This window comes from Microbaculum marinisediminis (assembly GCF_025397915.1).
In the GTDB taxonomy this organism is placed as follows: Bacteria; Pseudomonadota; Alphaproteobacteria; order Rhizobiales; family Tepidamorphaceae; genus Microbaculum; species Microbaculum marinisediminis.
Genome location: NZ_JALIDZ010000007.1, coordinates 157,237 through 177,842, shown reverse-complemented (window position 1 = coordinate 177,842; position 20,606 = coordinate 157,237). Strand labels below are relative to the sequence as shown.

18 protein-coding genes are annotated in these 20,606 nt (G+C 66.0%); 7 read left to right on the top strand and 11 right to left on the bottom strand.

The genetic code is table 11. The features are described 5' to 3' along the window. Positions 1–6: 6 nt before the first annotated feature. The 4 genes from MUB46_RS16315 to MUB46_RS16300 all read right to left on the bottom strand — a co-directional run bounded on the left by MUB46_RS16315 (position 7) and on the right by MUB46_RS16300 (position 5,167). Positions 7–1,806: a hydantoinase B/oxoprolinase family protein gene (locus MUB46_RS16315; RefSeq protein WP_261616991.1), complete on the bottom strand. Its 1,800-nt coding sequence runs from the start codon at positions 1,804–1,806 to the stop codon at positions 7–9. Next, positions 1,803–3,881 carry a hydantoinase/oxoprolinase family protein gene (locus tag MUB46_RS16310; RefSeq protein ID WP_261616990.1) on the bottom strand — a complete coding sequence of 693 codons (2,079 nt, stop codon included), beginning with the start codon at positions 3,879–3,881 and terminating at the stop codon, positions 1,803–1,805. The genes MUB46_RS16315 and MUB46_RS16310 overlap by 4 nt, the downstream gene beginning before the upstream one ends. 72 nt (positions 3,882–3,953) lie before the next feature. Continuing rightward, positions 3,954–4,727 carry a ferredoxin--NADP reductase gene (locus tag MUB46_RS16305; RefSeq protein ID WP_261616989.1) on the bottom strand — a complete coding sequence of 258 codons (774 nt, stop codon included), beginning with the start codon at positions 4,725–4,727 and terminating at the stop codon, positions 3,954–3,956. 113 nt (positions 4,728–4,840) lie between these two features. Continuing rightward, the gene (locus tag MUB46_RS16300) at positions 4,841–5,167 is read right to left on the bottom strand and encodes a cytochrome c (protein WP_261616988.1); all 327 of its coding nucleotides are present in this window, start codon (positions 5,165–5,167) and stop codon (positions 4,841–4,843) included. Positions 5,168–5,574: 407 nt separating this feature from the next. On the opposite strand from MUB46_RS16300, the gene MUB46_RS16295 reads away from it, so the two are divergent. Then, positions 5,575–6,462, top strand: a complete 888-nt coding sequence (locus MUB46_RS16295) for a right-handed parallel beta-helix repeat-containing protein (protein WP_261616987.1) — start codon at positions 5,575–5,577, stop codon at positions 6,460–6,462. Between the two features lie 102 nt (positions 6,463–6,564). Here MUB46_RS16295 and MUB46_RS16290 read toward each other — a convergent pair whose 3' ends face one another. The 7 genes from MUB46_RS16290 to MUB46_RS16260 all read right to left on the bottom strand — a co-directional run bounded on the left by MUB46_RS16290 (position 6,565) and on the right by MUB46_RS16260 (position 14,223). Then, positions 6,565–7,992, bottom strand: a complete 1,428-nt coding sequence (locus MUB46_RS16290) for a gamma-aminobutyraldehyde dehydrogenase (protein ID WP_261617129.1) — start codon at positions 7,990–7,992, stop codon at positions 6,565–6,567. A 38-nt stretch (positions 7,993–8,030) separates the two neighbouring features. Beyond that, positions 8,031–8,846: an ABC transporter permease gene (locus MUB46_RS16285; RefSeq protein WP_261616986.1), complete on the bottom strand. Its 816-nt coding sequence runs from the start codon at positions 8,844–8,846 to the stop codon at positions 8,031–8,033. Then, positions 8,836–9,786, bottom strand: coding sequence for an ABC transporter permease (locus tag MUB46_RS16280; protein ID WP_261616985.1), 951 nt, complete (start codon positions 9,784–9,786; stop codon positions 8,836–8,838). The genes MUB46_RS16285 and MUB46_RS16280 overlap by 11 nt, the downstream gene beginning before the upstream one ends. Beyond that, positions 9,783–10,778, bottom strand: a complete 996-nt coding sequence (locus tag MUB46_RS16275) for an ABC transporter ATP-binding protein (protein WP_261616984.1) — start codon at positions 10,776–10,778, stop codon at positions 9,783–9,785. The genes MUB46_RS16280 and MUB46_RS16275 overlap by 4 nt, the downstream gene beginning before the upstream one ends. A gap of 221 nt (positions 10,779–10,999) precedes the next feature. Beyond that, positions 11,000–12,157 (bottom strand): ABC transporter substrate-binding protein, encoded by a 1,158-nt coding sequence (locus MUB46_RS16270; RefSeq protein ID WP_261616983.1) that lies wholly within the window; start codon positions 12,155–12,157, stop codon positions 11,000–11,002. 132 nt (positions 12,158–12,289) lie between these two features. Next, the gene (locus tag MUB46_RS16265; RefSeq protein WP_261616982.1) at positions 12,290–13,198 is read right to left on the bottom strand and encodes a LysR family transcriptional regulator; all 909 of its coding nucleotides are present in this window, start codon (positions 13,196–13,198) and stop codon (positions 12,290–12,292) included. A gap of 62 nt (positions 13,199–13,260) precedes the next feature. Beyond that, positions 13,261–14,223, bottom strand: coding sequence for a flavin reductase (locus MUB46_RS16260; protein ID WP_261616981.1), 963 nt, complete (start codon positions 14,221–14,223; stop codon positions 13,261–13,263). 168 nt (positions 14,224–14,391) lie between these two features. Between MUB46_RS16260 and MUB46_RS16255 the strand changes: the two genes are divergently transcribed. From MUB46_RS16255 to MUB46_RS16230, 6 genes are read left to right on the top strand one after another with little or no spacing between them, the layout of a single operon-like run. Then, positions 14,392–15,438, top strand: a complete 1,047-nt coding sequence (locus tag MUB46_RS16255) for a 2,5-dihydroxypyridine 5,6-dioxygenase NicX family protein (protein ID WP_315902754.1) — start codon at positions 14,392–14,394, stop codon at positions 15,436–15,438. Further along, a complete protein-coding gene (locus tag MUB46_RS16250) occupies positions 15,435–16,175 on the top strand; it encodes an alpha/beta fold hydrolase (protein ID WP_261616979.1) in 741 nt (246 codons plus the stop codon). Before MUB46_RS16255 ends, MUB46_RS16250 begins: the two co-directional genes overlap by 4 nt. An 8-nt stretch (positions 16,176–16,183) precedes the next feature. Next, positions 16,184–17,455: an acyl-CoA dehydrogenase family protein gene (locus MUB46_RS16245; RefSeq protein ID WP_261616978.1), complete on the top strand. Its 1,272-nt coding sequence runs from the start codon at positions 16,184–16,186 to the stop codon at positions 17,453–17,455. 10 nt (positions 17,456–17,465) lie between these two features. Further along, on the top strand, positions 17,466–18,989 hold the full coding sequence (locus MUB46_RS16240) for a class I adenylate-forming enzyme family protein (protein WP_261617128.1): 1,524 nt from the start codon (positions 17,466–17,468) through the stop codon (positions 18,987–18,989). A gap of 40 nt (positions 18,990–19,029) precedes the next feature. Beyond that, on the top strand, positions 19,030–20,058 hold the full coding sequence (locus tag MUB46_RS16235; RefSeq protein WP_261616977.1) for a TRAP transporter substrate-binding protein: 1,029 nt from the start codon (positions 19,030–19,032) through the stop codon (positions 20,056–20,058). A gap of 21 nt (positions 20,059–20,079) precedes the next feature. Continuing rightward, positions 20,080–20,604: a TRAP transporter small permease gene (locus MUB46_RS16230; RefSeq protein ID WP_261616976.1), complete on the top strand. Its 525-nt coding sequence runs from the start codon at positions 20,080–20,082 to the stop codon at positions 20,602–20,604. Positions 20,605–20,606 lie beyond the last annotated feature (2 nt).

Sequence of the window (20,606 nt, the reverse complement as noted above, 5' to 3'; positions counted from 1 at the left end):
TCTCCCTCACGCCGTCATCCGGGACGCAGGTCCGGCCTGGCCGCGCAGGCGTGCCGTCTCCACGTCGTCGACCGTGCCGTCCGCACGGATCGCCACGCCGAACCGCTGGCGGATCTCGTCGGCCGTATAGTAGCCCATCCGGAAATCGTTGCGGACGGCGGCGATATCGCGCAGGAACGGGTCGCCATAGCCGCCGCCGCCGGGCGTCATCACCTCGACCCGGTCTCCGACCTGCATCGGGATGCCCTGGTCCTTGGACAGATGCTCCGGGATCATCACCGTGCCGTTGCGGTGAACCTTGACGACGTTCGGCCCGCCATCGGCACCGCCGAGCACGCCGGGCGGACCGAAACGGCCGTGGTCCATGACGAATGAGGCGCGTGCGTCGCCGCGCAGCACCTCGACCTCGTAGTGGACGCCGAAGCCGCCGCGATGCAGGCCCGCGCCGCCCGAGCCCTCGCGCAGGGCGAAGCGGTGGAACAGCACCGGGAAATACTGCTCCATGACCTCGACCGGCGGGGTGCGCGAAATGCCGATGGTCGAACAGCCGTTGCTGAGGCCGTCATGGTCGGCGTTGCCGCCATAGCCGCCGCCGGAGATCTGGTACATGACGTAGCCCGAGCCCTTGGCCGGATCGAAGCCGCCGAGCGCGAAGTTGCCGGACGAACCGGCCGGCGCCGCCGTCACCTTGTCCGGAATGGCCTGCACCAGCGCCAGGAACACGGATTCGGCGATGCGCTGGGAGACCTCCGCCGCGCAGCCGGAGACGGGCCGGGGATAGCGCGCGTCGAGGAACGTGCCTTCCGGCCGTTCGATCACCAGCGGCTCGAACGCGCCGGAGTTGAGCGGGATGTCCGGAAAGATGTGTCGGACCGCCAGATAGACCGACGAATAAGTGGTGGCGACGACGGAATTCATCGGCCCCTGGCAGGGCGGCGAGCTATTCGAGAAATCAAAGTGCAGCTTGTCGTCGGCCTTGGTGACGATGAGCGCGATCCTCAAAGGCTCATTGACGACGCCGTCGGAGTCGACGAATGCCTCCGAGGTGTAGGTGCCGTCCGGAATCTCGGCTATGTGCGCGCGCATCAGCGTCGCCGCGCGGTCGCGTATCTCGCCGATCGCCCGGGTGATCGTGTCGAGCCCGTAGCGGTCGATCAGATCGCAGAGCCGGCGCTCGCCGACATAGAGGGCCGCGGCCTGGGCCTTGATGTCGCCGATGCGCTGGTCGGAAACGCGCATGTTGGAACACAGGATCGCGTAGATCTCCCGGTCCATCTCGCCGCGCTTGAACAGCTTGACCGGCGGCAGGCGCAGGCCCTCCTGCTCGACCTCGGTGGCGTGGGCGGAGAAGCCGCCCGGCACCATGCCGCCGACGTCGGGCCAATGGCCGGTGTTCTGCAGCCAGCAGAACAGCTCGCCGTTGTAATAGAAAGGCATGGCGAAGCGCACGTCCATCAGGTGCGTGCCGCCGAGATAGGGATCGTTGACGATGTAGATGTCGCCGGGCTCCGGCGCGCCGGCGTTGCCTTCGCCGATCAGGCGGATCAGCTCGGCGGTCGAATACTGCATGGTGCCGACGAAGACGGGCAGGCCGAGTTCGCCCTGGCTGATCAGCGCGCCGGTGTGGCGGTCGTAGATGCCGGATGAGCGGTCGTCTGCCTCGGCAATCACCGGGGAGAAGGCGGAGCGCGAGAAGGCGAGGTCCATCTCGTTGCAGACCTGCTGCAGCGCCGCCTGGATCACGGCCAGGGTGAGTGGATCGACGCTTTCTGGTGTCCGGCTGGTCACTGGTGTCCGGGTGGTCATGCGGCCTCCCCGACCATGATGCGCAGGTTGCCGACCGTGTCGACGCACGCTGTCGCGCCGGGCTCGATCACGGTCGTGGCATCGATCTGCTGGACGACCGCCGGGCCGGCGAACGCGTCGCCGGGCCGCAGCCGGTCGCGGCCGTAGATGGCGGCCTCGTGCCAGTTGCCGTCGGCGTAGAGCGCGCGCGTGCCGATCCTGGCCTCCCCCTCCGCCGTCCCGGCGAGGGAGGACAGTTCGATGCCGCGCCGCTTGCCGATCACCGAGGTGACGAGATTGACGAGCACGGCCCGAATCTCGGGCAGGCGGACGTTGAAGCGGGCGAAATAGGCGTCCTCGAAAAGCGCCTGCAGCGCCTCGCGGCTCACGTCCGGCGACGGGATCGGCACGCGTATCAGGTGGGTCTGACCACGGAACTGCATGTCGGCGCCATGCAGGACGACCGTCTCGGCGATCTCGTCGCGGCTCGCCGCGTTGACCGCCTGCCCCTGGGCGCGCTGGGCCTCGAGCGTCGCTTTCACCGCGGCCATGTCGAGGGTCGCGAGCGGCTCGTTGACCGTGTTGACCAGGTCCTGCCGGAGATCTGCAACGAGGCAGCCCAGCGCGTTGGTGAGACCCGGCCGCGCCGGCACCAGCACCTCGGGAATGCCGAGTTCGCGGGCGATGGCGACGGCGTGCAGCGGTCCGGCGCCGCCGAAGGCGAACAGCACGAAATCGCGCGGATCGTAGCCGCGCGACAGTGACACCAGCCGGATCGCCCCGGCCATGTGCGTGTTGGCGAGCTTCAGGACGGCGGCGGCGGCTTCCTCGCTCGTGTAGCCGAGCGGCCGCGCCAGCGCCGCGTCGATGCGCGCGCGAACGCCATCGACATCGACGGTGCCCTCCACCGCGGTGAGGCCGGCGGGATCGAGGCGGCCGAGCGCCATGTTGGCGTCGGTGATGGTCGGCTCGGTGCCGCCGCGGCCGTAGGAGATCGGACCCGGCGCGGAGCCGGCGGATTCCGGCCCGACCCTGAGGACGCCCGCCGCGTTGATCGAGGCAATCGATCCGCCGCCGGCGCCGACCGTGCGCACGTCGACCATCGGCACGTGGATCGGCAGGCCGTAGTCGATGGAGAGTTCGGAGGACACTTCCGGCACGCCGCCGTGGATCAACGCGACGTCGGTGGAGGTGCCGCCCATGTCGTAGGTTATCGCGTTCTCAAGCCCCGATTGCCGTAGCGTCGCGGCGGCGGCGATGACACCGGACGCGGGACCGGACATCACGGTCTTGGCGGCGTCGCGGGCGACGAGGCGGGCCGAAACGGTGCCGCCGTTGCCGTTCATCACCAGAAGGTCGTGGGCGAAGCCTTGCGCCTCCAGATCGCCCTGCAGGCGATGGACATAGCGGTCGAGGATCGGTTGGACGGCGGCGTTCACCGTCGCCGTGGTGCCGCGCTCGTATTCGCGGAACTCCGACAGCAGCGCGTGGCCGAGCGTGACGTAATCGTTCGGCCATATCTCGCGGACGATCTCGCCGGCGCGCAGCTCGTGCGCCGGGTTGGCATAGGCATGCAGGAAGTGGATGACGACGCTTTCGCACCCCATCGCCAGCAGCGCGCGGGCCGCCGCGGCGACTCCGGCCTCGTCGAGCGGGCGGACGACCTGGCCGTTCACGTCCATGCGCTCGTCGACCTCGAGGCGCCGGTCGCGCGGAACGAGCGGGCTGAACTTCCCGGTCATGCCATAGGGCCTGGGCCGCGTGCGGCGGCCGAGCTCCAGCGTGTCGCGGAAGCCCGCCGTGGTGATCAGGCCGACCCGGGCGATCTTGCGTTCGAGGATCGCGTTGGTGGTCGCCGTGGTGCCGTGGATCAGGAGATCGATGTCGGCGGGGGCGACGCCGGCCAGCGCGATCGCCGACAGGACCCCCTCGGCCTGGTTGGGCAGGGTGGTCGGCACCTTGGCGATGCGGACCGCCGGTCCGTCCGGACCGTTTTCGTGGATGACGAGATCGGTGAAGGTGCCGCCGACGTCGATGCCGCTCACCCGCCGCTGGCGGGCGCCCGAAACAGCCGACTGGACGGCTTCATCGCTCAAAGCCGTTTCCTCCTCCCCCCGATCGATGCCCCAGTCGATCAGCTTCACTACCTCACCGCAAGCGGCACGGCGTCAGCGTTCGACGAAGGCCTTTTCGATCACGTAGTGCCCCGGCCGCGAGGCCGATCCCTCCGAAAATCCCATATCCTTCATCATCTCGACCATGTCGGCGAGCATCGCCGGACCGCCGCAGATCATCACCCGGTCGGCATCCGGATCGAGCGGCGGCAGGCCGAACGACCCCGAAACCGCGCCGGACCGCAACAGGTCGGTGACCCGACCCTTGCGCTCGTACGGCTCGCGCGTGACGGTCGGATAATAGTGCAGCTTGTCGCCGATGATCTCGGCGAGAATTTCGTCCTTGAGAACGTTGTCGACGATCTGCTCGCCATAGGCGAGGTCTTCGACGAAGCGGCAACCGTGGACGAGGACCACCGCCTCGAAGCGGTCGTAGACCTCCGGATCCTTGATGATCGAGACGAACGGGGCGACGCCCGTGCCGGTGGAGATCAGATAGAGGCGCTTGCCCGGCAACAGGCTGTCCTGGACCAGGGTGCCCGTCGGCTTGTGGCCGACCAGGATCTGGTCGCCTTCCTGGATCTGGGCGAGCCGCGACGTCAGCGGACCGTCGGGCACCTTGATGGAGAAGAACTCGAGCGTGTCCTCGTGGTTCGCGCTCGCCATCGAATAGGCGCGCAGCAGCGGGCGGCCGTCGACGGGCAGGCCGATCATCACGAACTGGCCGTTCTCGAAGCGGAAACCCGGGTCACGGGTCGTGCGAAAGGAAAACAGTCGGTCCGTCCAGTGATGGACGTCGAGGACGCGCTGGGTATCGATCGCGGCCATAGCGAGCACTCCGCAGAGATCGTTCGTATACTTATATTATGCGATATCCATTCGTATGCAAATGATCTCTGTCAATCGGCCCCTTCAATCCGGCAATTCACGGATGCGGACCGCTAATTTCTGCTCAAAGAGAGAATAAAGGCGACGACGTCGCGCTTCTCGTCCTCGAACAGACGGAATGTCGTCATCGGGAAGTGGTCCTCGTGCACCATCCGGGACAGATAGGCCCTGTCGCGGCCGTCGCGATTGGCGATCTGCTCGAAGGTCGGGGCGCGGTCGGGATCGGTGTTCACGCCGTTGACCGAGTGGCAAAGCGAACACCATCTCTCGACGACGAGCCGACCGTTGACGGGATCGCCGGCGGCCGCGGTGGCCGACGCTCCAGGCACCAGCACCAAAAGGACAAGGAGGAAAGGAACAATCAGGCGTCGATTCAGCATGCGCGCGAGCCTAGCAGATCGGCGAAGTGATTGCCTCTGGTATGGGGACGCGGAGAACGCGACCAGTCCAGGCCTCGCGGCATCACCTCCCGAATAAATACTTGATTGGTCAAATTTTAGCCGGCGCGCTCAACCACCGGTAACGCCCACGCGTGTATTTCCGGAGGTGTGGGGCGACTGACCAGGCAGGACGGAGGGCAGAGTGGAGGCTGACGACTTTGTCCATGATACCGACCGCGCGCCCACGCGATCTCAAACGCCGGGTTCTGCTTCCTGGCGCTCTTCTGTTCGCTTTTTTTCTTGTCTTCGTTCTTGGTGCCCCCGCACGGGCACAGGCCGAAACGGCGCTCAACTGCGCCGAGGCGCCCAGCAAATGCGGCTATCCCGACGCGACGAACACGGGGATCGTGACCAAACTGAAGGTCAAGAGGGTCATAAGAATCAAGAAGAAGAAATGGGTCATCAAGCGCAAGAAGCTGCGCGGAAAGAAACGGTTCCGGTTCATCACCCGGTATCGTGAAGTCGACGTCGACCTCCAGACCATTCCCGACGACGTCCAGTCCGGCCCCGGCTGGCGCTGGGACCCGCGCGGATGGGTCACGATCGACACCGAAGGCGCGGTGTTCAGGGACTATATCGTCAATGGTCCAGTCGACGTCGTCGCCGACAATGTCACCATCGACAACGTTCGCGTCTACAGCAGCGGATTTTTCGGCATCGCGATCCGGCATGCCGACAACACCACGATCGACCGCTGCACGGTCGGTCCGGCCAAGGGCGAGCGCCGGGTCGAGGCCGCGATCAAGGACGTCTACGGGGACGCGAAGAACACGACGATCCGCCGATGCAACATCTACGGCTGGTCAACGGGCGTCCAAATCTACCAGGGTCTGATTGCGCACAATTTCATTCACAGCCCCGGCTTCGAGCCCGGAGACCACACCAACGGCACGACGTCGACAGGGTCCACCCAGCAACTCGACATCATTCACAACACGGTCTTCAATCCTCTGGGACAGACCGACGCCATTAGCCTGTTCCAGGATTTCGGACTGGAGGCCAACCGGACCATCTCGGACAACCTGATGGCGGGCGGCGGCTACACGCTGTACGCGGGACAGAACAGCGGCGCGCCGGCCACCTACAACATCAAAGTCACGAACAACCGGTTCTCGCGCCTCTATTTCAGCCGCGGCGGCTACTATGGCCCCGTCACCGCCTACAATCCGGACGGTGTCGGGAACGTCTGGTCGGGCAACATCTGGGACGACACGGGCGCATCCGTACATCACTGACGAACCCGTATACCGCTGATGGAATCGGGCCCGGACCGGAACGGGCGACGCGGGGACGGGCGGGCGAAGCCGCCTCTTCCCGCCGCCCCGCGACGTCCGCCCTCAGCCGTGCTTCACCATTACGTGGCGCAGGGCGGTGTAGTCCTCGAGCGCGTAGAGCGACATGTCCTTGCCGTAGCCGGACTGCTTCAGGCCGCCATGCGGCATCTCGTTGACCAGCATGAAGTGGGTGTTGATCCAGGTGCAGCCGTACTGCAGCCGCGCCGCCGTCGCCATCGCCCGCGACACGTCGCCAGTCCACACCGAAGAGGCGAGGCCGTAGTCGGAATCGTTGGCCCAGACGACCGCCTCCTCGACGTCCGAAAACCGCGTGACCGAGACGACGGGCCCGAATACCTCGCGGCGGACGATCTCGTCGGTCTGCAGGGCGCCCGCGACGACGGTGGGCTGATAGAAGAAGCCGTTGCCCTCCGCCGGCTTGCCGCCGGTGGTGATCTCGATGTGGTTCAGTTCCGATGCCCGCTCCACGAAGCTCGACACGCGCTCGCGCTGGCGCTTCGAGATCAGCGGACCGATCTCGTTCACCGAATCGTCTTCCTCATCGTACTTGATGGTCGAAACGGCGGCGGACAGGTCGGCGACGAGCTTTTCGTAGACCTTGTCGCCGGCATAGATGCGGCAGGCGGCGGTGCAATCCTGGCCGGCATTGTAATAGCCGAAGGCACGCAGGCCCTCGACGACCTCGCCGATATCTGCGTCGTCGAAGACGATGACCGGCGCCTTGCCGCCAAGCTCCAGGTGCGTGCGCTTCACCGACCTGGCGGCGGCCTGCAGGATCTTCTTGCCGGTGGCGACGTCACCGGTCAGCGAAATCATATCGACATTCGGGTGATTGATCAGCGCGTTGCCGACGCTCTCGCCGCGGCCCAGAACCACGTTGACGACGCCCTCGGGCAGCACGTCGGCGAGGATCCTGGCCAGTTTCAGCGCGGTCAGCGGCGTCTGCTCGGAGGGCTTGAAGACGACCGTGTTGCCGCCGCCGATCGCCGGCGCGAGCTTCCAGGCCATCATCATCAGGGGATAGTTCCACGGCGCGATGGAGGCGACGACACCGATCGGGTCGCGGCGGACCATCGAAGTGAAGCGGGACATATACTCGCCCGCGGCCGTACCGGGCACGCAGCGAACGGCACCGGCGAAGAAGCGGTAGCAGTCCACGATCGCCGGGATTTCGTCTCCCTTCACCGCATTGATCGGCTTGCCGCAGTTCAGCGCCTCGAGCGCGGCGAACGCATCGGCCTCGGCCTCGATGCGCTCGGCGATCCTGAGCAAATAGCCCGACCGCTCGGCCGGCGTCGTGCGCGACCACGTGGTGAAAGCCTTCGCGGCGGCGGCGACGGCGGCATCGATCTGGGCGCTGGATGCCTCGGGCAGATCGAGGATCGTTTCGCCGGTCTTCGGATTGAGGATAGTCTCGGGCGTTTCCTTGCCGGCCTCGAACCGGGAGCCGATCAGCATTTCGGTATTCACGGGCGCATTCATGGGGCACTCCCTCACTTGAAGTGACTTCACTTGCCGTGGCCGGCGATCTCGGCGCCGCCGCGGGTCAGGTAGTAGGCGGCGACGATGGGCAGGAGCGTCACCAGGACGACCACCATCGCCACCACGTTGGTGACGGGGCGTTGGCGCGGGCGCACCAGCTCCTCCAGCATCCAGATCGGCAGGGTCGCCTGCTGTCCGGCGGTGAAGGTCGTGACGATCACCTCGTCGAAGGACAGCGCGAAGGCGAGCATTCCGCCGGCGACGAGCGCCGTGCCGATATTGGGCAGGATCACGTAGCGCAGGGTCTGGAACCCGTCGGCGCCGAGGTCCATCGAGGCCTCGATCAGCGAGCCGGAGGTGCGCCTGAAGCGGGCGATCGCGTTGTTGTAGACGACGACGACGCAGAAGGTCGCGTGGCCAAGCACGATGGTCCAGACGGAGAAGGGAATATCGGCGATGGAAAACGCCGAACGCAGGGCGATGCCGGTGATGATGCCGGGCAGCGCGATCGGCAGGATGACCAGGAGCGAGATCGTCTCCCGGCCGAAGAAACGCGAGCCGGATACGGCGGCGGCGCAAAGCGTACCGAGTACGAGCGCGATCGCGGTGGATATGCTGGCCACCTTGAGCGACAGGCCGAGCGCCTCCCAGACATCGGGACGGTTCCACGTCACACCGAGCCACTGCAGCGTGAAGCCGGGGGGCGGCCACTGGTAGCTGCGCTCCTCGGTGGTGAAGGCGTAGACGAAGATCAGCAGGATCGGCAGGTGCAGGAACAAGAGCCCGGCGGCGGCGGCGATCTTCAATCCCAGCGGTGCGCGGTGGGTCCGGTCAGAGTGCATCGAACGCCCCCAGCCGTTTGGCGCCCCACAGGTAGAAGCCCATGATGACGATCGGAACGACGGTGAAGGCCGCCGCCAGCGGGATGTTTCCGGCCGTGCCCTGCTGGGCGTAGACCGCCTGGCCGATGAACAGCCGCGACGAGCCGACGATCTGCGGAATGATGTAGTCGCCCAAGGTGAGCGAGAAGGTGAAGATCGAGCCGGCGACGATACCCGGCAGCGCCAGCGGCAGCAGCACGTTTCGGAAGGTCTGTCCCGGCGCCGCGCCGAGATCCGAGGACGCCTCGATCAGACTGACCGGCACCCGCTCCAGGGCCGCCTGCGTCGGCAGGATCATGAACGGCAGCCAGACGTAGAGGAACACCAGGAAGGTGCCGATATAGCTCACCGACAGCGAGTTGCCGCCCAGGACCGGGATCGACAGGACCGCGTCGAGCAGCCACATCAGGTGCAGCTTGGTGAAGACCCAGGTGAGGATGCCCTCCTTGGCCAGGATCAGCTTCCAGGCATAGACCTTGACCAGATAGCTCGACCACAGCGGCAGCATGGCGCCGAGATAGAACAGCGCCTTCCATTTGCCGCGCGCGTATCGGGCCGCGTAGTAGGCGACCGGAAAGGCGACGATCGCCGCGGCCAAGGTGACAGCCGAGGCCATCAGGACCGACCGCAGGATGATGTCCATGTTGGACGGGCGCAAGAGTTCGCCGTAGGTCTTCAGCGTCAGCTCGTAGCGGATCAGGCCGGAGAACTCGTCGATCGAGAAAAAGCTCTGGGCCAGTAGCGCGAACAGCGAACCGAGATAGATGATGCCCAGCCAGAGGACCGGCGGCGCCAGCATCGCCAGCAGCAACAATCCCGGCCGACGCCACAGCAGATCCGACAGGCTTGCTAAGACGCCACCGCGGCCGGGCAGGATGGCGTGGGAGGCCGCCGCGCTCATACCGTGTCGTCCATCAGGTGCAGGGCCGCCGCCGACCAGGCCAGCGCAACCGTATCGCCCTCGACCGGCGCCTCCTGCGAGGCGGGCAGGATCGCGTGCAGGCGCAGGCGCTCGACGTCGACGGCGATCCGCGTCGATGCGCCGAGGAAGTTACAGGCGACCACCGTTCCGGTGATGGTGCCGGCCGCCGCGGGCTCGACCCGGACCGCCTCGGGGCGCAGGCTCGCCCAGCGCCTGGCACCGGTATGTCTTTCCACGAAGTCCGGCGGCAACACGTTGGAGGAGCCGACGAAGTCGGCCACGAAACGCGAGGCCGGGCGCTGGTATATCGCTTCGGGCGAACCGATCTGCATGATGCGGCCTTCGTTGAAGACGGCGATGCGGTCGGCCATCGACAGCGCCTCACCCTGGTCGTGGGTGACGAAGACGAAGGTGATGGCAAGGCGTTTCTGCAGCGCCTTGAGCTCCTCCTGCATCTGCTCGCGCAGCTTCAGGTCGAGGGCGCCGAGCGGTTCGTCCAGCAACAGAACCTTGGGCTTGTTGACGAGGGCGCGGGCAAGCGCGACGCGCTGGCGCTGGCCGCCGGAGAGCTGGCCCGGCTTCCTGTCGCCGTAGCCGGGAAGCTGCACGAGATCCAGCGCCTCCTCGGCGACCTTTCGGCGCTCGGCTTTCGCCACGCCGCGCACCATCAGGCCGTAAGCGACGTTCTCGATCACGTTCAGATGCGGGAACAGCGCGTAGTCCTGGAAGACCGTATTGACGTTGCGGCGGTAGGGCGGCACGCCCTCCGCGGTCTCGCCGAAGATCTCAATATGGCCCGATGTCGGCTGCTCGAAGCCGGCGATCAGGCGCAGGCAAGTGGTCTTGCCGGAGCCCGACGGCCCGAGCATGGCGAAGAACTCACCCGGCGCGATGTCGAGATCGACATCGTCGACCGCGCGCACCACACCGAAATGGCGCGAGACTTTCTGGAAGGAAACTGCCGCTGTCATAAACGCATTCGCCGTCTGGCTTCTGCCGTTCGCCAAGGCGGGACCACGATACCCGCCATATCGCAACGGCCTGTCACTATTCCGCTCATTCCCCCGAAAACGGGAATGCGCGGAGCAAGGTGTCAGCACGGAGCCCTGAACAAACTCCCGAGCCGCGCCTCCCCGTCGACCCGGACGGCCCTGCCATCCGGGCAACGAGAGAGCACCCGCGTCCCGACGGCTCAGCGGCCGCCGATCACGCCGATATAGTCGGAGACCCAGCGATAATAGGGGACGCATTCGCCCTGGCTCTCGCATTTGGAGACCGGCGTGCGCCAGAACTTGATCCTCTCGAAGTCGTTGAAGCCGTTGGTGGCGCAGCCCTCGTCGGTCAGCAGCTCGTTGCCCTTGCAGGCGGCCGGAACCGAGGGAACCGAACCGAACCAGGCGGCGAGATCGCCCTGGACCTTCGGCGACAGCGAGTGCTCCATCCACATGTAGGCGCAGTTCGGATGGGCGGCGTCGGCGTGCATCATCGTCGTATCCGCCCAGCCTGTGGCGCCCTCCTCGGGGATCGTCGAGGCGATCGGCTGGCCCTCGCTCTGCAGGATATTGACCTGGAACGGCCAGGAGCCCGAGGCGACCACGCCCTCGTTCTTGAAGTCGTCCATCTGGATGAAGGCGTCGTGCCAGTAGCGGGAGACGAGCTTGCGCTGCGCCCGCAGCAGATCCAGCGCCGCCTTGTACTGGTCGTCGTTCAGCTCGTAGGGGCTCTTGATGCCGAGATCGGGCTGGTGGAACATCAGGTAGTTGGCGGCGTCGGCGATATGGATCGGGCCGTCATAGGCCTGGACACGGCCGACATTGGACTTGCCGTCGGGAAGATCCATCTCCTCGAATACGACGTTCCAGCTCGCCGGAGCCTCCTTGAACACGTCGGTGTTGTACATCAGCACGTTCGGGCCCCACTGATAGGGCGTGCCGTAGTGTTTGCCGTCCACGGTGTGCCATGGCGCGCTCTGAAGGCGCTCGTCGACGGTATTCCAGCTCGGGATCAGATCGACATTGACCGGCTGGACGCGGTCGCCGGCGATCAGGCGCAGAGACGCGTCGCCGGAGGCGGTGACGAGGTCGAAGCCGCCTTCGTTCATCAGCGCCACCATCTCGTCGGAGGTGTTGGCGGTCTTGACGTTGACCTTGCAGCCTGTCGCCTTCTCGAAGTCTGTCACCCAGTCGAAGGCGGCGTCGGTTTCGCCGCGCTCGATGTAGCCCGGCCAGGCGACGATATCGACCTGCCCCTCGCCTTCGCCGAGCTTCGTCATCATCTCGGCGGACACGGCCTGGCCGGCAAAACTCAGGATCACCGCCATGGCGGTGCAGGATTTCAGGACGGTTTTCATGTGTTCTCTCCCGGTCAACGCGCCGCCACCCTCCCGGCGGCGCACTCCCGGGACCGTATCGTCATGACTTGCGAACGGTTTCGCAATTTCATTTATCAGAAGGTCGATATCGGAATATCCGATATCTATCGGCTATCGCTGCCGAAGCACCCGCTGGGTCTGGGCGATGCCGACGAAATCCCGCGCGGACTCCGGCAAGTGCGAGCCGCGGCGCCAGACCACCCCGACCTGGACGACGGGAAGCGGGTCGGCGATGTCGCGGGACTCGATGCGGTCGCCTTCGAGCGACCATGGCCGGTAGACCAGATCGGGCAGGAGCGCGATGCCCGCCCCGGTGGCGACGAGGCTGCGCACCGCCTCGACCGAGCGGGTGCGAAAGGCAACATGGGGCCGCGCACCGAGCGCCGACAGGAGCTTGCCCGTGTTCTCCTCGATCTCGTCGACAGTGAGCATGATCAGCGGCCCGGCGGCGATGTCGCTGACATTGATGATATCGGCGCTGGCAAGACGGTGGCCCAGCGGCAGCCACAGCCGGTAGGGCGAGACCTCAAGGATCTCGGCCTGCAGCGCCATGCGATCGCGCAGATTGGAGATGACCATCACCGCGACATCGAGCTCCCCGCCGATCAGGAGGTGTTCGAGATATTCGCCGTTGTCCTCGATCGCCGAGACCTCGATCGCGGGAAAGGCACGGCGATAGCGCGCCAGCAGGTCCGACAGCACGTAGCCGGCGACGAGCGAGGTGACGCCGAGCTGCAGCCTGCCGGTCGCGGCGGATTGCTCCTCAGAGAAGGTTCGGCGCGCATCCGAGACATCCGCCAGGATCTTGGTCGCGTGGCGGAGGAACTGGTGCCCCTTGTGGGTGATCGACAGGCCGCGCGGATGGCGCTCGAACAGCTCGACCCCGAGATCGCGTTCCAGCTCCTTGATCGCCTCGGTCACAGCGGACTGCGAGATCGACAGGGTGTGCGCCGCGCCGGAGACGGTGCCCTGCCCGGCGACCGCGATGAAGTACTGGAGCTGGCGGAGGGTGAAGGCCATCCGCGCACTAGACTACGCCGACGACCGGAATGGAAGCATACCGGCCGACAGACCGAATCGGCTCAAACCGCCTCCATCTCCGGCGCCTCAAACAGAAGTCCCGATTGGCGTTCGGCCAGGCGGCGAATGAGCTGCTTCAGCCCCCGCTTGAGGATTTCCGCTTCCGCCGGCGTATGGGTGCCGAGCAGACTGGCTTCATGCGCCTGGGCCCGGACGATCAGTGAAGCCACTAGGTCCTCTCCGGCCGGGGTAATCCGCACCAGAACCTTGCGCCGGTCATCCGGGTCGGCGGTCCGCCGGACGTGTCCCAGCTCTTCCAGCCGGTTGACGATCTTCGTCACGTTCGGCTGCTTGAGAAGGGCCCGGGCGGCGATCTCACCGACGGGATGGCCCTCGCTGCCGCTGAGGATCGCGAGAATCCGCCACATCGGCACCGGCACGCCGAGGCTGGCGAGTTCGGCATGGAACTCGGCGCTGGCCAGACTGGACGCGCGCGCGAGAAGATAAAGCAGGTAATCGTCCTGGAATGGGCCGTTGGTGAATTCGCCGGCATAGTGCGCGGTCGTGGCATAGCGGCCGGCGTGATAGGCCAGCGGCACGCGGTTCTCCTCGTCGAAGCTCTCGACGCGACCGAGGAAGATGACGTGGTCGCCGCCCTCGTAGCACTGCTCCTTGGAACATTCGAAAACCGCGGCACAGCCCTTCAGCACCGGCGCGCCGCCGGTGCCCGGCTCCCATTCGACGCCGGAGAAACGGTCCTCGACGGGCCTGGCGAAACGATCCGAGATCGCCTTCTGGTCGACCGACAGCACGTTGACGGCGAAATGCGAGGCGCTCTCGTAGGCCGACAGGTTCTTCGACCGGCGCGCCAGGCTCCACAGGACGAGCGGTGGATCGAGCGAAACCGAATTGAAGGAATTGGCGGTGAGCCCAACGGGCTCGCCGTTCTCGTCCAGGGCGGTAATGACGGTCACGCCGGTGACGAACCGTCCCAGCGCCATCCGAAAGGAATTCGCGTTGCTCACCGCGGGCCTCCCTCGCGTTATTCTTCGCGCATGCCCCCACAAACTTACTTCAAGTATAAAATTATCACTTTTCATATAAAAAGGCGAGTGCTAGTCTTGATAAAAATACGAGGGTGACAAACCCCGTCGAGATTGCCTCGCATGCAAGACAAAATGGGACGGGAATTGATGCTGAGCGACCGGATCGAAGCCAAGTGGATCGACGCCTTCGTCAGGGTGTTCGAGCTCTGCAAGGTTACGTCGGACGAACAGGTCGCGATCCTTTCGGAAACCCAGTCCCGGACGCTCAACGTCCACCTCGCCGAGCTTGCGCTCGCCCGCTTTGGCGTGACCGCCTTTCATGTCGTCGTTCCCACCCCGCCGCAGGACGCGCCGGTGCCGGTCCGCTCGACAGGGGCATCGCTGGCCCTGACCAACCAGCGGGCCGCGATCGAGGCGCTGAAAGCATCGACGCTCGTCGTCGACTGCACGGTGGAGGGCCTCCTGCATTCGCCGGAAATGCCCGAAATCCTGTCCGGCGGCACCCGCATCCAGATGATTTCCAACGAACACCCCGAGGCGCTCGAGCGGCTGATCCCGCATCCATCCATGGAGACGCGGGTCAAAGCGGCGGTGAAGCAGGCGCGGGCCGCGACGGAAATGCGCGTTATGTCGGCCGCCGGCACCGACCTCACCGTCGATATGCGCGACGCCGCGACCGCCGGCGTGTGGGGCTATACCGACCGGCCGAAGACGGTCGCCCACTGGCCGGGTGGGGTCGTCGTCAGCTTTCCCAAGGCGAATTCCGTGAACGGCACGCTCGTCTTCGATGTCGGCGACGTGAACCTGACGTTCAAGCGCTATTTCGAGCACGCGGTGACCTTCGTCATCGAGAACGACTATGTGACCGACGTCCTGGGAACGGGCACCGACGCGGAACTGATGCGCCGCTATCTGGAAGCGTGGGGCGACCGGGAGGCCTATGCCGTCAGCCATGTCGGCTGGGGGCTCAACGAAGGCGCGCGCTACGAGGCGCTGACCATGTACGACCAGCGTGAGACCAACGGCACGGAACTGCGCGCCTTCGCCGGAAACTTCCTGTTCTCCACCGGCGCCAACGAATTCGCCAACCGCTACACCAAGGGCCATTTCGACCTGCCGACCCGCAACTGCACGATCACGCTCGACGGCGTCGCGGTCGTCGAGCGCGGCCGCCTCGCGGGAGTCGAGGGATGAGCGCGCCCCTCTTCCTGTTCAGCGGTGTCGGCTCGGACTGCCGCATGTTCACCCCGGTCATCGACCGGCTGAAGGACGATTTCGCGATCGTCCCCTGGGACATGCCCGGCTACGGCGGCAAGCCCCTGGACGACGGGTTCACCTTCGCGGGCATGGCCGATGCCGTCGTCGAGGACATGAACAGGGCCGGTATCGCCCGGGCGGTGTTCCTGGGCCATTCGATCGGCGGCATGCTGGCGCAGGAGATCGCCGCGCGCCATCCCGGCCGCGTCGCGGCGCTGATCCTGTCGGGCACGACCCCTGTCTTCGGCAGCCCGGACGGCGAATTCCAGAAGCAGTTCCTGGCGGCCAGGCTCGCACCGCTCGACCAGGGCGTGACGATGCCGGAGCTGGCGCAGAGTTTCGCCAAGGATCTGCTCGGGTCGAACCCCGACCCGGAGGCAGGCCCGACGGCGACGACACTGATGTCGGAGCTTCCGGAGCAGAGCTACCGTGCCGGGCTGACCTGCCTCGTCACCTTCAACCGCCGCGAGGAACTGGCGCGGATCGCGGTGCCGACGCTCCTGATCGCCGGCGAACAGGACACCAATGCCCCGCTGAAGACCATGCAGCGCATGGCCGAGAAGATCAGGGGCGCGCGGATCGAGACCCTGCCGGAGACCGGCCACCTCGCCCCGCTCGAATGCCCAGGCCGTTTCGCCGAGGCGGTAAGGAGATTCCTCAACGACCTTCCGTAGGAGCCCCGATGACAGTGTTGGATCTCGATACGATCGATCTCGACCAGCCGATCTTCGATCCGGAGGCGTTTCGGCTGTCCGACAAGGAAGCCGAGCTTAACGCGCGGGCGCGAAAGATCGGTCAGACCAACTTCGCCCCGCGGGCGGCCATGTACGACCGGGAAGCGATCTTCCCGACAGAGAACTACCGGGACATGCACGAGGTCGGCCTGCTCGGCATCTGCGTGCCTGAGGAGCATGGTGGCGCGGGCGCGCATTTCCGCGGATACGCGACGACGGCCGCCGAGATCGGCCGCTACTGCGGCTCGACGGCGCTGACCTGGAACATGCACGTTTGCTCGTGCCTCTGGACCGGCCCGCTCTCCGACGACCTGGAGATGTCCGCGGACGACCGCGAAGAGCACCTTCGACGGCGCGCGATGCACTACGAGCGGATCATCGACAAGGGCGCGATCTACGCCCAGCCGTTCTCCGAGGGCGGCGCGGCGGCGGCGGGCGTGGTGCCGTTCTCGACGTCGGCCAAGCGCGTCTACGGCGGCTGGCTCATCAACGGCAAGAAGATCTTCGCCTCGCTGTCGGGCTCGGCAAACTACTACGGCGTCCTGTGCGGCGAGATGAAGCCGGGCGAGAGGCCGTCGCGGCGCGATACGATGTACATCGCGGTTCCCGCCGATGCCGAGGGCGTTAAGGTGGTCGGCGACTGGGATCCGCTCGGCATGCGCGGCACCGTTTCGCGCACGCTGATCTTCGAGGACGTCTTCGTCGACGACGACGCCGCCCTGATGCCGCGTGGCGTCTACTACCAGGCCGCCTCGCGCTGGCCGCACATGTTCATGACGCTGTCACCGACCTATCTCGGCATCGCCCAGGCCGCGGTCGACTTCACGGTCAGGTACCTGCGCGGCGAGATCCCGAATACCGGGCCGGAGAAGCGCCGCAAGTTCCCCACCAAGCAGATCGCGTTGGCGCAGATGTTCGTCATGCTGCAGCAGACGAAGGCGCTGTGGTTCCAGGCGGTGACCGAGGCAAAGGCCGATCCGTCGAAAGAACAGGTTCTGCGCGCCTATGCAGCCCAGTATACGGTGATGGAGAACGCCAACGAGCTCTGTCAGCTCGCGATCCGCACCTGCGGGGGCCAGTCGATGCTGAAGACCCTGCCGCTCGAACGGCTCTATCGCGACAGCCGCTGCGGCTCGCTAATGCTGCCTTGGACCGCAGAACTCTGCCTCGACCGGATCGGCCGCGAGGCACTCTACAAACCGGGTGAAACGGACGACTGAGCCCTATTCGATGCGCGACATCTCGCTCTGGATTGAACGGCACGCCAGCTTCCAACCGGACAAGCCGGCGATCCGTTTCGCCGGCGAGACGCTCAGCTATTCCGGCCTCGCCGGGCGCGTCGACAAGATGGCGTGGGTGCTCGCGAGCGCGTTCGGTGCCCGTCGCGGCGACCGCATCGCCTGGCTCGGGTTCAACCATCCCGATCTTCTCGTCCTGATGTTCGCCGCCGCCAGGCTGGGCATGATCGTCGTGCCGCTCAACTGGCGCCTCGCCGCGCCGGAGCACGCCTTCATCCTGCGCAACGCCGGCGCCAAGGCGGCGATCGGTCACAAACAGTTGCTCGCGGCGCTTTCCGAGGATGACTATCCCGACGGCTGCCGTCGCGTCGCGGTGGACGGACCGTTGGACGGCGCCGACACGCTCGACGACCTAATCGCGGCGGCGGGTCCCGCGCCGGACCGGAGCGGCCGCGCCGAGGACCCGCTGCTGCTCGTCTATACCTCGGGCACGACCGGCCGGCCGAAGGGCGCCGTGCTGACCCAGTCCGCCATCGCCTGGAACGCGATCAATGCGATCCACATGCACGACATGACGTCGCACGACCACGTGCTGACCGTGTTGCCGATGTTCCATGTCGGCGGGCTCAACATCCAGACGACACCGGCGCTCCATCTCGGCGCGACCGTGACGCTGCACGAGAAGTTCGATCCGGCAGCGTTCCTTAAAGCGGTCGACGACGACCGCCCAACCCTGTCGGTGCTGGTGCCGGCGACCATTGCAGCGGTGGCGGGCCATGCCGACTGGGCCAAGACCGATCTGTCGTCGCTGCGGGCGCTGGCGACCGGTTCGATGATCGTGCCGGACGAATTGATCGCCGCGTTCCACGCCCGCTCCGTGCCCGTCATTCAGGTCTACGGCTCCTCGGAGACCGCGCCGATCGCGATCTACCAGCGCATCAACAAGGCCTATGCGACCGTCGGCTCGATGGGCCAGGTCGGACTGCATACGGAGGTTCGCATCGTCGATACCGCCGACAACGATCTCGGGCCGGGCGTTGCCGGGGAAATCCTGGTGCGGGGCCCACATGTCGCGAGTGGTTACTGGAACGATCCGGACGCGACCGCGAAAGCCTTTACCGAGGGTTGGTTTCGGACCGGCGATGTGGCCGAATATGATGAGAACGGCGATTACTGGTTCAGAGACCGGATCAAGAACGTGATCATCTCCGGCGGCGAGAACATCTATCCGGCCGAAGCAGAACGGCTGTTGCGCGAGATCGACGGCGTTGCCGAGTGCTGCGTCGTCGGCCGGCCCGATCCGCGCTGGGGAGCCGTGCCCGTCGCCGTCATCGTGGCCGCCGACGCAACGGTGAGCCGGGAGACGATCGCCGCGCATTTCGAGGGGAAGCTGGCTCGCTACAAGCATCCGCGCGACGTGGTGTTCGTCGCGGAACTGCCGAAGAACGCGATGGGCAAGGTGCGCATCGACGAGGTTTCACGCATCGCGGCCGAGGCGACAAACGCCCCGGCATAAGGGGCTTGGCCGAGAACGCGACAACAAGAGGGAACTGACCATGAAAAAGACTGTCGCAGCTTTACTCGTCGCCACGGGCGTGGCGCTTTCGGTCACGCCGGCTTCGGCACAGACCGTTCTGCGCGTCGCCAACTGGCTGCCTCCCAAACATCCGCTGCTCGCGGAAATCATCGTGCCCTGGACCGAGCAGGTCGAGGAAGCGACCCAGGGCCGGGTCAAGATGGAAGTGCTCGAAGCCCCGCTGGGTCCGCCGCCAGCGCATTTCGACTTCGCCGTCAACGGCGTGGCCGACGTCACCTATGGCGTCCACAACTACACGCCGGGCCGCTTCGGCGTGACCACCATCGCCGAGTTGCCGGGCCTGTCCGACAAGTCGGAGTGGCTGTCGGTCGCCTACTGGCGCATCTATGAACAGGACCTGGCCAAGGTCGACGAACACAAAGGCACGCATGTGCTGAGCGTGTTCACCCACGGGCCCGGCCAGCTGTGGACCAAGGGCCGCGATCTCAGCTCTATGGACTCGATCAAGGGGTCGAAGATCCGTATCGGCGGCGGCTTCGCCCAGGAAGCCGCGAAAGCGCTCGGTCTCGTGCCAATCCAGGCGCCTGTGACCAAGGCCTACGAGATCCTGTCCGGCGGCGTCGCCGACGGCATCGAGTTCCCGGCCGAATCCATCACCGCCTTCAAGGTCAACGAAGTGCTCGACCAGGGCCTGATCATGCCCGGCGGCCTCTACAACGTTTCGTTCTTCGTGGTCATCAACCAGGCCAAGTGGGACGCGCTGTCGAAGGAAGATCAGGACGCCATCACGAGCGTGTCGGGCGAAAACCTCGCCCGTCTTGCCGGCCAGGTCTGGGACAAGGCGGACGCCGGCGCCATGGAGACGATGAAGGCAAGCGGCAAGATGACATTCGTCGTCCCCGCCGACGATCAGCTTGCCGCCATCAATGCCGCGCTGAAGCCGTACAGCGACGAGGCTCTGAAGCAGATCTCGGCCAAGGGCGTCGACGGTCCCGCTGTCTACGAGGCGCTGAAAGCGGAAATCGACAAGGTCAAGGCCGGCAACTGACCCCGCGCCGACCGTCGGTCGATGGCAAGGACCCACGATATCACCGCGGGGCGCAGTCGCGCCCTGCGGTTCGCCGAGCTGACGCTCGGCGTGCTGGTCGCCGTCCTGCTGATGGCGATGATGATGGTCACGACCATCGACGTGTTCGGCCGCTACCTGCTTTCGCGGCCTCTGCCCGGCGCCTTCGAGATCACCGAGATCATGCTCGGCATGATAATCTTCATCGCGCTGCCGCTCGTCTGCCTGCACGAAGAGAACATCGCCGTGTCGCTGGTTACCGAGCGCTTCTCCAGCCGCGGCCGCGAGATACACGCGGTGATCGTCTCCATCATCTGTTCGGGCGTCCTGGTGCTGGTCGCCTGGCGCCTGATGATGCACGCTGCACAGCTGGCCTCCTATGGCGACGTCACGATCTTCCTGCGCGTCCCCAAGGGCCCGATCGGCTACACGATGGCAGGCTTCACCACCCTAGCGGCGCTGGCGCAGCTCGTCGTCGCCGCAGAGCACTGGCGCCGGCTTCGCGCCGCCCCCTCGCGTTTGCTCTAACG